A 14,070-nucleotide genomic window follows, 5' to 3' on the forward strand; every position below is an offset into this window, starting at 1 on the left:
TTGTCTTATTATCTTGTAGCGGCGTGATGGTGCGCTGCTTTTACAAATGCCACAAATAAAGGATGTGGATTTGCAACTGTACTTTTATATTCTGGGTGGTATTGTACTCCTATAAACCAAGGGTGATTTTCTAATTCAATTATTTCCACTAAACCAGTTTCTGGATTTATCCCAGTAGATTTCATTCCTGCTGCTTCTAATTGATCTTTATATGCGTTGTTATATTCATAACGATGACGGTGGCGTTCATTAATTGTATTAGAACTATAGATCTCAGCGACTTTGCTGCCAGGTTCAAGATCACATTTCCATGACCCCAAACGCATAGTACCTCCCATGTCTGTAATATTCTTTTGATCTTCCATCAAACTAATTACCGGGTCTGGTGTATTAGCATCCATTTCGATAGAATTTGCATCTTTCAGTTTTAATACATTTCTACTATATTCGATTACTGCCATTTGCATTCCTAAACAAATCCCTAAAAAAGGAATTTTATTCTCTCGCGCATATCGCACGGCATCTACTTTTCCTTCAATACCACGTTCTCCAAATCCAGGGGCTACCAAAATAGCGTCAAGTCCAGCCATTTCTTCTGTCATATTGTCCGCATTAATATGCTCTGAGTGGATTGGTTTTACCTTTACTCTAACTTCATTCTCGGCTCCTGCATGTATAAAAGATTCTAAAATAGATTTATAACTATCTTGAAGTTCTACATACTTTCCTATAAGCCCAATATGCACCGTACTTTTCGGGTTTTTATGTCGTTGTAAAAACTGATTCCAGCGTGTAAGGTCAGGATTGGTTGTTTCTTCTATCTGTAGCTTTTGAAGGGTAACGGTATCTAAGCCTTCTTTCAGCATCATATTTGGAACATCATAAATTGTCGAAGCATCTATAGATTGTATGACCGCTTCTTGTTTTACATTACAGAATAACGCTAATTTTTTACGAAGATCTTCAGAAAGTTCATGTTCGGTCCTACAGACCAGGATATCGGCTTTAATTCCACTTTCCATTAATGTTTTTACCGAATGCTGGGTAGGTTTTGTTTTTAATTCTCCAGCCGCAGAAAGATAAGGCACTAAGGTTAAATGTATAACCAACGCATTTTCATCACCCAACTCCCATTTTAACTGTCGTACAGATTCTATATAAGGCAGCGACTCTATATCTCCTACGGTACCTCCAATTTCGGTGATAATTATATCGTATTCGCCTGTATTACCAAGCATCTGTATACGTTCTTTAATTTCATTAGTAATATGAGGAACCACCTGTACGGTTTTTCCTAAGAATTCACCGCGACGCTCTTTCTGAATCACACTTTGATAAATACGTCCAGTTGTAACATTATTAGCTTGTGAAGTTTTTACATTTAAGAAGCGCTCGTAGTGTCCTAAATCTAAATCGGTTTCAGCACCATCTTCGGTTACATAACATTCTCCGTGCTCGTACGGATTTAAAGTTCCCGGATCGACATTAATATATGGATCTAGTTTTTGAATTGTGACACGAAACCCTCTGGCCTGCAACAGTTTTGCCAGTGAAGCTGCGATGATTCCTTTTCCTAAAGATGAAGAGACTCCGCCCGTTACGAAGATGTATTTTGTAGTACCCATGAATGACTTTGCTATGTTAGCTATACGGGATGCAAAGGTACGTTTTTATGTGTGAACTATTAAAATTAAATGAAGGTCAATTTATAGGAGATTTATAAATGCGGTTCTTATTAATTAAATAACAGAAGTAGTTAAAACTAAAGAATGAAAAATAGATGTTAAGAGATAAAAATTCTACTATCGTTCAATTAATTTTTTAAGCAACCCTTCTAAGCCGTTCACCTTCAATTCGTCCATTTCACGCATCATACGGCCTAATTTCCCATCGGGAAACCCTTTTTGTTTGAACCAAGTAAAATAGGGTTCTGGAATATTTACGAGATACTGCCCTTTGTATTTACCAAAAGGCATTTTATAATTAGCTAATTCGATGAGATGTTTTGGGTCGGGGCCATTGGGTAATGGCATGTTTTTATTTCCAGCGTTCATAACTTCTTAGTTGTTCTGCTACAAATAATTCCCATTGTATTTCGTTTTTTCTAATATTAGAGTGTACTGTTTCAACATCAAAACGATTTTGCATATCACGGCGTTCTTGTTCTGTTTTTTCGTAAATAACTTTTATTTCTGCTTTAATAGCATCACTAAAGGTTGCTTCAGAAAGCCGCTTTTTTAAAATACGCGCATGTAATTCAGAAATATCAAAATGAGTCTGTTCGTGCCCCAAAATATAATCGTTCACTTGTCCTTTCCGATACCAAGACAATTTTGGATAAAAATGACTTTCTACCGTAAAGTTAAAATCTTTAACTCCATTTTTAAAAGATATAGAATACGAAAAAGAAACGCCCGAGTTTGTGCTTGCTACATAATCATCCCCTGCATTAGGTATCCCTTGAAAGTCTGACCAAGTAAGTGTTCTAGAATCACTCCAAGGCATTTTTTCTTTATCTACTTCCGTAGAAGGAAACGATGAAACCAAACATAGTAAAACGAAAGAAATTAATTTCATGAAAGCATAACGCCACAAAAAGCATTTTATTTTTTAGATCTTCGTATGAAGGGATGAAGCTTTAGAATGTGTTCGGGAAGTAGTTAATTTCACTATTAATATTACCCCCAATTAAATTTCACTAGTTTTTCAATATCAGGGTGCAAACTATGATGCACCGGACAAGTACTGGCAGTTTTTTCGAGAATTTTTTGATTCTTTAAAGCAACCCCATTTGGCAGCGTAAATACCACTTCTATCTTCGAGATACGGCGGGGATTAGACGTCATTTCTTTAGTAACCAAAGCGGTAGAACCCTCTAAATCTACATTCAAATCTTTGGCTTTAATTCCCATAACGGTAAGCATACAATTTGCCAACCCTGTTGCTACAGTATCGGTTGGAAAAAAAGCTTCTCCTTTACCATTATTATCTGTGGGAGCATCTGTAATGAATGTACTACCCGACTTTAGATGCTCACATTTAGTTCTTAAATTGCCTAAATACGTGACTTTTGCTGTGCTCATTCTATTACTTCGTATTGAAGGTCGTCTTTAAATTTTATTATATAACTCGCTTCATTTTGATATCCTGAAAGAAGTTTTTTAGAATACCTAAATTTGTTCTCCACGTATTCTGTTTCATAATCACTTGAAGTTGCATCGTATACGTCATCCGCAGAAGCCAATCTTAACAAAACATCGTAGGTAATATCGAAACCACGCACTGCAAATCTGTTGGGAAGTACTCCATATTTGTTTTTATAACTTGTAACAAAAGCGGTTCTTTTATTATAGTCATACGTTCTTTTAACAGACGGAAATGTAAAACCTAATTTTGCCAAGTGCATATTAGAAACATCATGATAATCGTACGCATCATTTTTATCTAAGGTAAATAATCGAAGCTTGTATTTAGGCGACATACCGTTTAAAACTCCTACGACATTACTTACTAGTACAGGATCTTGTGATTCTAATATCACCCAGTTTTCCTGTCCATCCACTACTTTCGAAGCAATATCGTTTACATATAAAAACCCTTCATTTCTTGGAGTGAGATTCTTTGCCTGCGGAAGAACAGAAAGCACAGCATCCTTTTGTGTTCTACGTTTACCATCGGCAATAACTATAAAATTTTTACCAGCTTCATTTTGTTTTAAATAATTGAGCATCGATTTTTCAAGCATTTCATCTGTGGGAAGTGTTTGAAATAAATTAGAAGAAATTTTTATTGCCCGGTTGCTCAAAGGAGAAAATACAGGTACATCGCTTCGTTTTAAATCAGAGGCAGCGCGTTCAACATTTTTACGTAATAAGGGTCCTATAACAGCATGTGTATCGTCAAAATTATTTTGTGAAATGATGCTACCTACTTTACTATCGCTTGCTTCGGTATCGTACACATTTAAATTAACCGAAATACCTTTGTCTTTAGCGAATTCTGTAGCCATTAACACACCGCTATAAAAATCAAGCGCTACACGCAGCGTACCATCTTCTTTAATAAGGTTTTCATTTCCCTCGGTAGAATCTCCTTGTGCACGATTTAAACGAAAAGGTAATAGTACAGCTATGTTCTTTTTGCTCCGATTTGTAATAGAACGTTCAAGATCGACTTTAGTAGCCTTCGAGCCTTTTATAATTTCTGAATTTCCCTTCGGAATTTTTAATATCATTCCTTCTTTTAATCCGTCTTTTGCATATGGATTAAGTGCTACGATCTCTTCTTCTGAAAGTCCTAATTTCACTTTCAATCTGAAAAATCCTTCTTTAGATTGAACTTCATAAAAATCGTAGGCTTCATCTTCAATCGTTGCAGATCCAATAACAGATTTCTTCGGAACGTTTAATACAATACCTATAGGAAGATTTGCTGGAAGGTTGGGATTTAACGACTCTAATTCAGCCATTGTTATACCGTACTTTCGGGCAATCCCGAACTTAGTTTCTTTTGCCACGACCGTATGCATCCCTTCTCCAGAAACCGAACCGCTGTTGTTCGAATTTCCAGAACCATAAGAAGCAACTTTTTTAACAATAGGAATTCTTATTTTTTCTCCTTTTTTTAATTCTCTAGAGTAGAGCTCCTTGTTGTATTTTTTAAGTTCATCTACCGAAACACCATATTGTTGAGAAATACCGAACAAGGTTTCTTTTCGTTTTACCCTGTGCATTTTAAACTTGTCGGTAAGTGTTTCTGTAATATCACTTGAAGAACTTCCTGCATTAATTAAATCTTTCGCAGGTAAAATTAAGACCGTATTTTCTTTAAGTCCATTTTTAGCTTCGGGGTTTAATCGATATAATTCATCGGCAGTAATCCCATATTCTTTAGAAACACTATAAGCAGTATCACCTTTAGCTACTGTATGACTGGCATATTGTTGTTGTATTGTAGCTCCACAGCCTAAACTGAAAAGACTAACAAGAAGGATGTAAATAAAACTTTTCAAACTATACATATGAGGTTGTGTTACTTGTGATTACTTTTAAAATTACATGTTTCAGGTAGAATTCCTCTTAAAAAATTCCCAATTCGTTTTTAATAGAACAAGTAACGGTTCGCAAAAATTATTCCCATTCGATGGTAGCGGGTGGCTTCGAACTAATGTCGTATACCACTCTATTAACGCCTTTTACTCGGTTTATTATATAATTAGAGGTTTCTTGCAAAAATTCATAAGGTAAATTTACCCAATCTGCCGTCATTCCGTCTGTTGATTCCACAGCACGTAAAGCTACTACTTTTTCGTAGGTGCGCTCATCTCCCATTACTCCTACACTGTTTACTGGCAGCAAGATGGCCCCTGCTTGCCATACCTTATCGTACAAGTCCCATTTTCGTAAACCTTCTATAAAGATCGCATCAACTTCTTGAAGAATACGAACTTTTTCTGCTGTAATATCTCCTAGAATACGAATTGCTAATCCTGGACCTGGAAATGGATGTCTTCCTAATAACTTTTTATCGATTCCCATCTCTGCGCCTACTCTTCGCACCTCATCTTTAAACAGCATTCGAAGTGGCTCTACTACTTTTAATTTCATGAAATCGGGCAATCCTCCCACATTGTGATGGGATTTAATAGTCACGGAAGGACCATTTACAGAAACACTTTCAATTACATCAGGGTAAATAGTTCCTTGTGCCAGCCAATTTACATTAGTTACTTGATGCGCTTCATCATCGAAAACTTCAATAAAAGCGTTTCCAATAGCTTTTCTTTTTGCTTCTGGATCACTAATGTCTTTTAAAGCATTCAAAAACCGAGCTGAAGCATCTACTCCTTTTACATTAAGCCCCATATCTTTGTATTGAGCTAAAACTTCATCGAATTCATTTTTCCGAAGTAAACCATTATTAACAAAAATACAATAGAGGTTTTTCCCTATTGCTTTGTGCAATAATATAGCGGCAACCGTACTGTCCACTCCTCCACTTAAACCTAATACTACTTTATCATCGCCCAACTGTTCTTTAAGTCCATCTACTGTTGTATCTACAAAAGCAGCCGGAGTCCATGATTGTGCTACTCCAGCTATATGAACTAAGAAGTTTTCAAGCAGCTGTTTTCCATCGGTTGTATGGTATACTTCTGGATGAAATTGAATCGCATACGTATCTTCGTCTTTAAAACGATATGCTGCATTCAATACATCGGGAGTACTTGCCAAACGCACCGCACCTTCTGGCAAACTAGCAATTGTATCACTATGGCTCATCCAGACTTGAGTACCTTCAGCAATAGAAGCGAATAAAGGCTCTTTATCTTTTATCATCGATAATTTTGCCCGACCATATTCCCGAATATTACTTGGTGCCACGCTTCCACCGTTAAAATGCGCCAAATATTGTGCACCATAGCACACTCCCAATACTGGAAGAATACCTTTAATCTTTGAAAGATCTGGGTGAGCAGCTTCGTCGGATCGAACTGAAAGTGGACTTCCCGATAAAATCACGGCTTTAAAACTTGAAAGATCTTCTGGTACTTTGTGAAAAGGATGAATTTCGCAGTAGATATTTAATTCTCGAACACGTCTTGCTATAAGCTGTGTATACTGCGATCCAAAATCTAAAATGAGGACGTTATTTTGCATGTGCAAAAATAGTTAAAAATTTAGTGTATAAAAGTGGCAAATGAAAAAAAGTAAAAGAACTTTCAACAGGTTGTTTGCCAATGAGCCTTGTAAAATTGGCTTCAGAAATAAAATCTAAATTACCGTTAAACATATCCTAAACACAGGAACTATCGTAACACACATCGCTAAAATATAGTATTTTTAATGACAATGATAACAACTGAATTAATTGATAGTGTTTGTGAAAATCTGGAAGAAAATCTTCCTATAACTAAAACATTGCCGGAAGAAGGAATTCTTCACATCGATAAATTACTACCTTATATTTGTGTTTATCGATATAAAAAAAAAGACCGATATTTCTCTGGACTATTAAAAACGCAAGGATCCTACCTTATTGTTAAAGACACAGTAGATATTTCAAACCTACTTACTTGTTTATCGAGTGCTATAGCTTCAAAACTTAATGCTTGTCTTATTTTAGAAATGTGGCCCGTACGAAAAGACCATAAAGCAGATTTTGAAATATCGTGCCCAAAGGGAAAAGCTCCCGCTACAGTGGCAGCTTTTGAAGAAGGAATTAATGAGTTGCGTGTATTGTATCCAGAAGTTTCGGTGACAGTTTCAGATACGCATAAAAGACATCCTGAACGATTAGAACCGTTAATGAATGTTGATTCCTCTAAAGAAACCGGAAACCTTATTATTGGTTTGGCAGTTCCTACCATTTATGAACGCCCGGAAGAACATCATGTATATTCTATTTTTTATAGAAAATTTACCACACAATTATCGGCTATTATTAAACGAGCCGTATATGAGTTTATTAGGGTACAAACCTCAAATCCATTCGATCATTATTTGATGCTCGGAAAAACACATTTAGATCGACTTACATTAGAAGCAGATGCTGCCTTGGCCGAAATTAGTGAGGGCATGTCCTTTCTACTACGAACTACTCCCGTAAACAGTTCTCAAGAATGGGTAAAGTTTAAGGAAAATGATTTTACTAAAACACCATCTTTTAATTACCGCCTCATCGCATTAGATCCCGAAAAAGAAAAAAGAAAACTCTTCGGAATACAAATAGATAAAGTGGATGACCCTACAATTTCTTTTATTTTAAGAGACAAGCGCCTCGAGATTGAAAAGCAACTTACCATGCTAGAGGAAAGGGAAACGGACAGCTTTAGGTTTATTGGAGAGAGTTTGTATGGTAGCATCGAAGAAAAAGTAATTAAAGGCGCAGATGCTATTCTGAAGACGTATCCTTCGGGAAAAGATCCCGACAATATTGTAAAATTCGATTGCCATGAATTTGCAGAGCATGCACAAAAAGAGATAGATTTTTACCAAGAAAAATTTCCCCATCTTAAACTCTCTCTCGAAATAAGAAAAGATGTGGCTGGTATTATGGTGTCAGAATCTACGCTGCTTATAAGCACCGAATTATCGATGGATTCGGCTCGATGTGATGCTTTAATCCAACATGAGGTTGCGACGCATATTCTTACTTATTGCAACGGAAAAAGTCAACCTATAAAACAAATGTATACTGGTTTTTCGGGATACGATCAATTGCAAGAAGGGCTCGCAGTACTAGCTGAATATCTAGTTGACGGACTCACGGTTAACAGGTTACGACTCCTAGCAGGAAGAGTACTTGCAGCCAATGCAATGGTGGGAGGGGCTACTTTTATTGAAACATTTGAGCTTCTTCGTCGAACTCATAATTTCCCTGAAAAAACTGCTTATTATGTCACCATGCGTATTTTTCGAGGTGGCGGACTTACCAAAGATGCCGTGTATCTCGCAGGATTAATGCAGGTAATGGATTATTTAAAAGATGGAGGAAAACTTGAAACTCTATATACAGGGAAATTTAACACCAATCATGTAGCATTAATAGAAGAACTACTACATAGAAAGGTTTTAAAACAACCCCAATTACCTCGTTTTCTTGAACGAGACATTGCAAAAGAACGCTTAAAGAAATTACGACACGGAATTTCTATTACAGAACTAATAAATAAATAAACTATGAAAATTGCTTTTATAATAAACGATCACGCTACCGAATCTCCCAACTATACAACTCCTGCGTTGGGTTTTGCAGCCTATAAACGAGACCATGAAGTCTACTTTATTGGCGTTGGAGAATTAGCATACGCTAGTGATGGTCACCTCTCAGCACGCTGTAAGACCATTAAAGGAAAGAACTTTAAAACTCAGGAAACTTTTTTTAAAGCCGTACAAAAAGAAGAACTTACTCGCATTACTTCCGAGGAGCTTGATGTTCTTTTTTTACGGAATGATCCTAGTGATGAGATCGGAGAACGGGACTGGGCACAAAACGCTGCCTTTATATTCGGAGAGATTGCAACCAGAGATAATGTAATTGTTCTAAATCACCCTAGTAGTTTGGCGGGAGCAGTAAACAAAATGTATTTTCAGCATTTTCCAGAAATCTTACGCCCAAAGACGATCATTACACGAGATCAAAAAGAAATTAAAGACTTCTTTGCTGAGCAAAAACAAAAAATGATTTTAAAGCCACTACAAGGTTCGGGAGGGAAAAATGTGTTTATGATGGACAAACAGAACGAACATAATTTATCGCAAACCATCGATGCTATTTGCCGTGATGGATATGTTATCGCCCAAGAATATTTACCAAAAGCGAAAGATGGAGATACGCGTTTGTTTTTAATGAATGGGGTGCCATTAAAATCTAAAGATGGAAAATATGCCATGATGCAGCGGGTAAATGCAAGTGGCGATATTAGAAGTAATATTCATGCAGGAGGAATGCCGCAAAAAGTAAAAATGACCGATCAAATTATGGAGCTCGCAGAAATTGTTCGTCCAAAATTAGTACAGGATGGAATGTTTCTCGTAGGAATCGATATTGTAGGTGATAAGCTTATGGAAATAAATGTTTTTAGTCCCGGCGGATTAAACGTTATGGGAGAAATGTACGAAACCGATTTTGCGACTGTCGTAATCGAATCGATCGAAAAGAAAGTCCACTATAATAAAACCTATGAAGATTACCTTTTTAACAGTCGATTGGCTACGTTGTAACTTTAAAAGAAAAGCAAATAGGCGCATAGAATCTTGTATTTTATGCGCCTATTTTTTTTAGCTATAACTCAATTACTGTAAATTGATGGCGCAAAGGATCAAGTTCCTCTTTTAAGGTGTCGAGTAAAACTTCTCCATATTCAAGATACCATTCCGAAAAATTAATTGTTCGTTCTTGTAGGCTTTGCTTCGGAAACAATTCATCTTGAATTAACGTAACACGCTCTAAAGAATCTGCTAGCTTGCGTTTCTGGGCTTTCAACAACCTTTTTTCAAGGTGTGACAATCCATTAATTTGCTTTTTCTCTTGTGCTCCTACAGCTCCTACAAAAGAGGCATCGGTTTTCTTTGCGAGTTCATATAATGCTTCAAATTGTTTCTGAAGGTGTTCTTTTTGTGCTGTAAAATCGATTGCAATGTTTGAAACTTTCTTCGTGTATAACGTTCTTAGATCAGACTGTTTCAGGAATAAATCGTTAAGCGATACTTGTAACTGCTTCAGTTTTTCTGAAAATTCTAAAGGCATGAGCAATACCGAATTCCGAAGTAATAATATAGGAAAAAGAACTTCTACGGCTTCAAAATAATCTTTTAACTGAAACCAATAGGCCAATTCTCCACCGCCACCCACATAGCAAAGATTGGGTAATATTACCTCTTGATATAATGGACGTAACAAGGCGTTTGGTGAAAATCGTTCCGGATGAGATTCAAGTTCTTTAAGAAGTTCTTCTTCAGAAAAAGACAAGTTAGTGTCATTAATGTAAAAGATTCCTTCTTTTTCAACAATGCGTTCACGAATCCCTTCTAGCAGGTAAAACAAATTAATTTCACGCGGATGTACCTGCTCTGGGTATCCTAATTTTGTTAGCTTATTTGTGGTTTTTGTAATGGTTGTATACGAAATTCCCGACCGTAGTTCTTTTTCAGCAAAAGGAACAAACGCCCGTTTTAAATCGGCATCGTCTCCATCGATTACGACAAGACCATAGTCTGAAAACAAAGCATTGGCAAGGTATCGGGTCGCTTCCGTTAAGGTAGCGTGTTTTGTATAAGCATCTTCAAATAATTGAAGAAGCTGCTTTGCATGGTGACTATTTCCTAAAGTTTTCTTTAAAGCTTTATGTACTTCTTCAAGTCCTTCTGTAGAAAGTGCGCCCACAGCGCCCCCCGAAGCATGATCCCACTGCACTTTTTTTCCGAAGAGATTAAAATAATTAATTTCTTCAAAATCGTGGTCTTCTGTTGCCATCCAATACACAGGCACAAAATGATTGTTGGAATGTGTCTTATTAAGTTTCTCTGATAAATTGATCACCGAAAAAATCTTGTACAGAAAATACAAAGGCCCAGTAAACATATTTAATTGGTGCCCTGTAGTAATGGTAAACGTAGTTGCTTCGGAAAGTGAATCGATATTAATTTGAGTGGCTTGAGAAACATTTATCCCTTTATACTGATTGGTAAGTGCTGCGACTAATGTTTTTCTTTGAACAGAACTAAACGTCTTTTGCTTTTCTTGAAGCTGTGGTTCAAAATTTTCTAACTTCGGAAACCGATGGTAAAAAGATTGTAACTCCTCTTTTTCTGCAAGATAGTCACAGATTAATTGCGAGAAATATTGGGTTTCGGAATACGGAAGGTAATGTACCGGCATAAAGGCTTCAGAAATTGAAGGATAAAAATACGGGTATTATTATGATTTCAGAATAGGCAATTCAGATTTTAGGAAAAGTTTTGGAAAATGTACTTGTAAATGCGCAACATTCGCTTAAGGAGACGAGTCTTCATTTTCCAATTTATACTTCTAAATTTCCACTATATTTGATTTCGATTTTTAAAACACCATTCTAATGACCCGCATTCTTTCGATAGCCCTTTTGCTTATTTCTACTGTCCTTTCCGCACAGGTACAATCTCCCGCCGAATTTTTGGGGTATGAGATGGGAACACAGTTTACGCGCCATGCCGATGTTGTTTCTTATTTCGAACATGTTGCTGAAAATAGTGCGATGGTCACATTCGATACCTACGGAAAAACCAACGAGCGACGCCCACTTACCTACGCGATTATTTCTTCTGAAGGCAATATTTCTACTATTAAAACCCTGCGTACCAATCACCTAACAAATGCCGGAATACAAAAAGGAACGGCAACTTCAAACACTGCGATTGTTTGGATGAGCTACAACGTACATGGAAATGAAGCTTCCAGTACCGAAGCAGCGATGAATACGATATACAAACTAATTACCGAAAAGAAAGATTATTTACAAAACACCGTAGTGCTCATAGATCCTTGTGTAAATCCCGATGGCCGTGATCGCTATGTAAACTGGTACAATCAGGTAAAATCAACTCCTTATAACAAACTACAAGATGCTGCAGAACACCACGAACCTTGGCCCGGAGGACGTCCCAACCATTATCTCTTCGATTTAAACCGCGATTGGGCATGGGCGACGCAGGTTGAAAGTCAGCAGCGTTTAAAAATTTACAATCAATGGATGCCACATGTGCATGTCGATTTTCATGAACAAGGCATTAACAATCCGTATTATTTTGCACCTGCTGCCGAACCTTTCCATGAGATCATAACCGATTTTCAACGGGACTTTCAAACAGAGATTGGGAAAAACCACGCTCGATACTTCGATAAGGAAGGTTGGTTGTTCTTTACGCGAGAAAGTTTCGACCTATTATATCCTAGTTATGGAGACACCTACCCCATGTTCATGGGTGCCATAGGAATGACATACGAGCAAGCAGGTCACGGACGTGCTGGTTTAGGCATTGATACCGATGAAGGATACGAACTTACCTTAGTTGATCGTGTGGCGCATCACACAACTACTGGATTATCGACAATTGAAGTTGCTTCAAAAAACGCAAACAAACTTGTTACAGAGTTTAAAAATTATTTTTCGAAAACCAATTTTACATACAAAAGCTACGTTTTAAAAGGGCATCCCGATAAATTAAAAGCACTTACCACTCTTTTAGATCGACATGAGATTGTCTATGGATATACGAACAGTGGCACCGTAAATGGGTATAATTATACTACGGCGACCAAAAGTTCTATGGATGCTACCGGGGCACTTGTTGTAAGTACCAACCAGCCAAAAGGAAACATGGTAAAAGTACTGTTTGAACCAGATGCTAAACTAAGTGATCCTTTAACCTACGATATTACGGCGTGGAGCATTCCGCATGCCTATGGATTAGAAGCCTTAGCAAGTACGAGTTTAATAAATGCTACAGCGACTACACCTAACAAATTTAAGAATACAAGTGCAGCTACTCCTTCTGCGGCAGGGTATATCGCAGATTGGAACAGCGTATACGATGCGGCCTTTCTTTCTGAATTACTAAAACAGGATATTCGAGTTCGGTTTTCTGAAAAAGAACTTCAGTTTAATGGAAAAACATTTAATCGGGGTAGTTTAATTATTACAAAAAGTGACAATCGAACCAATAACGAGTTTGATCAAAAAGTAATTAAAATAGCAAAGAAACACCAACGAAACTTATATGCTGCCACAACAAGCTTTAGTGATAATGGAACCGATTTTGGTTCTCCCGATCTCAAATTAATCAACACACCACGTGTCGCCATGTTAAAAGGAAAGGGAGTGTCCTCACTAAGCTATGGCACCTTATGGCACTTTTTTGAAACCCAGTTACAATATCCAATAACTTCTGTAGACACCGATTATTTTGATTCGGTTTCATTAAATACATTCGACATTCTCGTCCTCCCCGATGGATGGTACTCTAGTGTTATTAATGAAGAAAGACTAAAAGAGATCACAGCTTGGGTTCGACGTGGAGGAAAAATAATTTCATTGGGAAATGCGGTACGCTTTTTTGAAGGTAAAGAAGGTTTTGATCTAACAGAAAACAAACCCGATACTACCGAAACGAATGAAGCTTCGAAAGCAGAAAAATTAATTCCCTACGATCAACGCGAACGAAACGGAGTAACCGACCTTATAACAGGAAGTATTTACAAAATTAAGTTAGACCCTTCGCACCCCATGGCATTTGGTTATGGTGATTCTTATTTTAGTTTAAAACTTGGTAGTGATTCGTATCAGTTCTTAGAAAATGGCTACAATGTAGGGTATATACAAGATGAGCCTATCTCCGTTTCAGGTTTCTCTGGAAAGAATGCAAAAGCAAAGCTTAAAAATTCTATGGTATTTGGAGAAGCAAGAATGGGACGTGGGAGTATGATCTATATAGTAGACGATGTGTTATTTCGTTCTTTTTGGGAAAACGGAAAATTACTCTTTGTAAATAGTTTGTTCTTTGTAAATCCAAATCGCTTTCGCGAGTAATA

Annotated in this window: 10 protein-coding genes; 3 read left to right on the plus strand and 7 right to left on the minus strand. The window is 37.1% G+C overall.

The window, feature by feature from the left end; all coding sequences use genetic code 11:
• Positions 1-8: 8 nt before the first annotated feature.
• From ULVI_RS01450 to guaA, 6 genes are all read right to left on the minus strand, one after another.
• Complete coding sequence (locus ULVI_RS01450; RefSeq protein WP_068588801.1) at positions 9-1,625, minus strand: CTP synthase; 1,617 nt, start codon at positions 1,623-1,625, stop codon at positions 9-11.
• 177 nt (positions 1,626-1,802) lie between these two features.
• Positions 1,803-2,054 (minus strand): DUF3820 family protein, encoded by a 252-nt coding sequence (locus tag ULVI_RS01455; protein WP_241780942.1) that lies wholly within the window; start codon positions 2,052-2,054, stop codon positions 1,803-1,805.
• Positions 2,038-2,577: a DUF922 domain-containing protein gene (locus tag ULVI_RS01460; protein WP_068588804.1), complete on the minus strand. Its 540-nt coding sequence runs from the start codon at positions 2,575-2,577 to the stop codon at positions 2,038-2,040. The genes ULVI_RS01455 and ULVI_RS01460 overlap by 17 nt, the downstream gene beginning before the upstream one ends.
• Positions 2,578-2,678: 101 nt before the next feature.
• Positions 2,679-3,083 (minus strand): OsmC family protein, encoded by a 405-nt coding sequence (locus ULVI_RS01465; RefSeq protein ID WP_068588806.1) that lies wholly within the window; start codon positions 3,081-3,083, stop codon positions 2,679-2,681.
• Positions 3,080-5,020 (minus strand): LysM peptidoglycan-binding domain-containing protein, encoded by a 1,941-nt coding sequence (locus ULVI_RS01470; RefSeq protein WP_068588809.1) that lies wholly within the window; start codon positions 5,018-5,020, stop codon positions 3,080-3,082. Before ULVI_RS01470 ends, ULVI_RS01465 begins: the two co-directional genes overlap by 4 nt.
• Before the next feature lie 109 nt (positions 5,021-5,129).
• Positions 5,130-6,659 carry a glutamine-hydrolyzing GMP synthase gene (gene guaA / locus ULVI_RS01475; RefSeq protein ID WP_068588813.1) on the minus strand — a complete coding sequence of 510 codons (1,530 nt, stop codon included), beginning with the start codon at positions 6,657-6,659 and terminating at the stop codon, positions 5,130-5,132.
• Between the two features lie 186 nt (positions 6,660-6,845).
• On the opposite strand from guaA, the gene ULVI_RS01480 reads away from it, so the two are divergent.
• Both ULVI_RS01480 and ULVI_RS01485 read left to right on the plus strand, forming a co-directional pair.
• Positions 6,846-8,678 carry a flavohemoglobin expression-modulating QEGLA motif protein gene (locus ULVI_RS01480; protein WP_068588816.1) on the plus strand — a complete coding sequence of 611 codons (1,833 nt, stop codon included), beginning with the start codon at positions 6,846-6,848 and terminating at the stop codon, positions 8,676-8,678.
• 3 nt (positions 8,679-8,681) lie between these two features.
• Positions 8,682-9,725, plus strand: a complete 1,044-nt coding sequence (locus ULVI_RS01485) for a glutathione synthetase (RefSeq protein ID WP_068588820.1) — start codon at positions 8,682-8,684, stop codon at positions 9,723-9,725.
• A 61-nt stretch (positions 9,726-9,786) separates the two neighbouring features.
• Here the strand turns inward: ULVI_RS01485 and bshC are convergent, their stop codons facing one another.
• Positions 9,787-11,382: a bacillithiol biosynthesis cysteine-adding enzyme BshC gene (gene bshC, locus ULVI_RS01490; protein WP_068588824.1), complete on the minus strand. Its 1,596-nt coding sequence runs from the start codon at positions 11,380-11,382 to the stop codon at positions 9,787-9,789.
• 196 nt (positions 11,383-11,578) lie between these two features.
• On the opposite strand from bshC, the gene ULVI_RS01495 reads away from it, so the two are divergent.
• Positions 11,579-14,068: a M14 family zinc carboxypeptidase gene (locus tag ULVI_RS01495; protein ID WP_068588827.1), complete on the plus strand. Its 2,490-nt coding sequence runs from the start codon at positions 11,579-11,581 to the stop codon at positions 14,066-14,068.
• The last annotated feature ends 2 nt before the right edge of the window (positions 14,069-14,070 follow it).

Origin of the sequence: Cochleicola gelatinilyticus (assembly GCF_001637325.1) — a bacterium.
GTDB classification, from domain to species: domain Bacteria; phylum Bacteroidota; class Bacteroidia; order Flavobacteriales; family Flavobacteriaceae; genus Cochleicola; species Cochleicola gelatinilyticus.

Excerpts from the sequence above, each read along its gene's own strand:
- ULVI_RS01450 (WP_068588801.1), bottom strand. The coding sequence starts at position 1,625 with ATGGGTACTACAAAATACATCTTCGTAACGGGCGGAGTCTCTTCATCT.
- ULVI_RS01455 (WP_241780942.1), bottom strand. The coding sequence starts at position 2,054 with ATGAACGCTGGAAATAAAAACATGCCATTACCCAATGGCCCCGACCCA.
- ULVI_RS01460 (WP_068588804.1), bottom strand. The coding sequence starts at position 2,577 with ATGAAATTAATTTCTTTCGTTTTACTATGTTTGGTTTCATCGTTTCCT.
- ULVI_RS01465 (WP_068588806.1), bottom strand. The coding sequence starts at position 3,083 with ATGAGCACAGCAAAAGTCACGTATTTAGGCAATTTAAGAACTAAATGT.
- ULVI_RS01470 (WP_068588809.1), bottom strand. The coding sequence starts at position 5,020 with ATGTATAGTTTGAAAAGTTTTATTTACATCCTTCTTGTTAGTCTTTTC.
- guaA (WP_068588813.1), bottom strand. The coding sequence starts at position 6,659 with ATGCAAAATAACGTCCTCATTTTAGATTTTGGATCGCAGTATACACAG.
- ULVI_RS01480 (WP_068588816.1), top strand. The coding sequence starts at position 6,846 with ATGACAATGATAACAACTGAATTAATTGATAGTGTTTGTGAAAATCTG.
- ULVI_RS01485 (WP_068588820.1), top strand. The coding sequence starts at position 8,682 with ATGAAAATTGCTTTTATAATAAACGATCACGCTACCGAATCTCCCAAC.
- bshC (WP_068588824.1), bottom strand. The coding sequence starts at position 11,382 with ATGCCGGTACATTACCTTCCGTATTCCGAAACCCAATATTTCTCGCAA.
- ULVI_RS01495 (WP_068588827.1), top strand. The coding sequence starts at position 11,579 with ATGACCCGCATTCTTTCGATAGCCCTTTTGCTTATTTCTACTGTCCTT.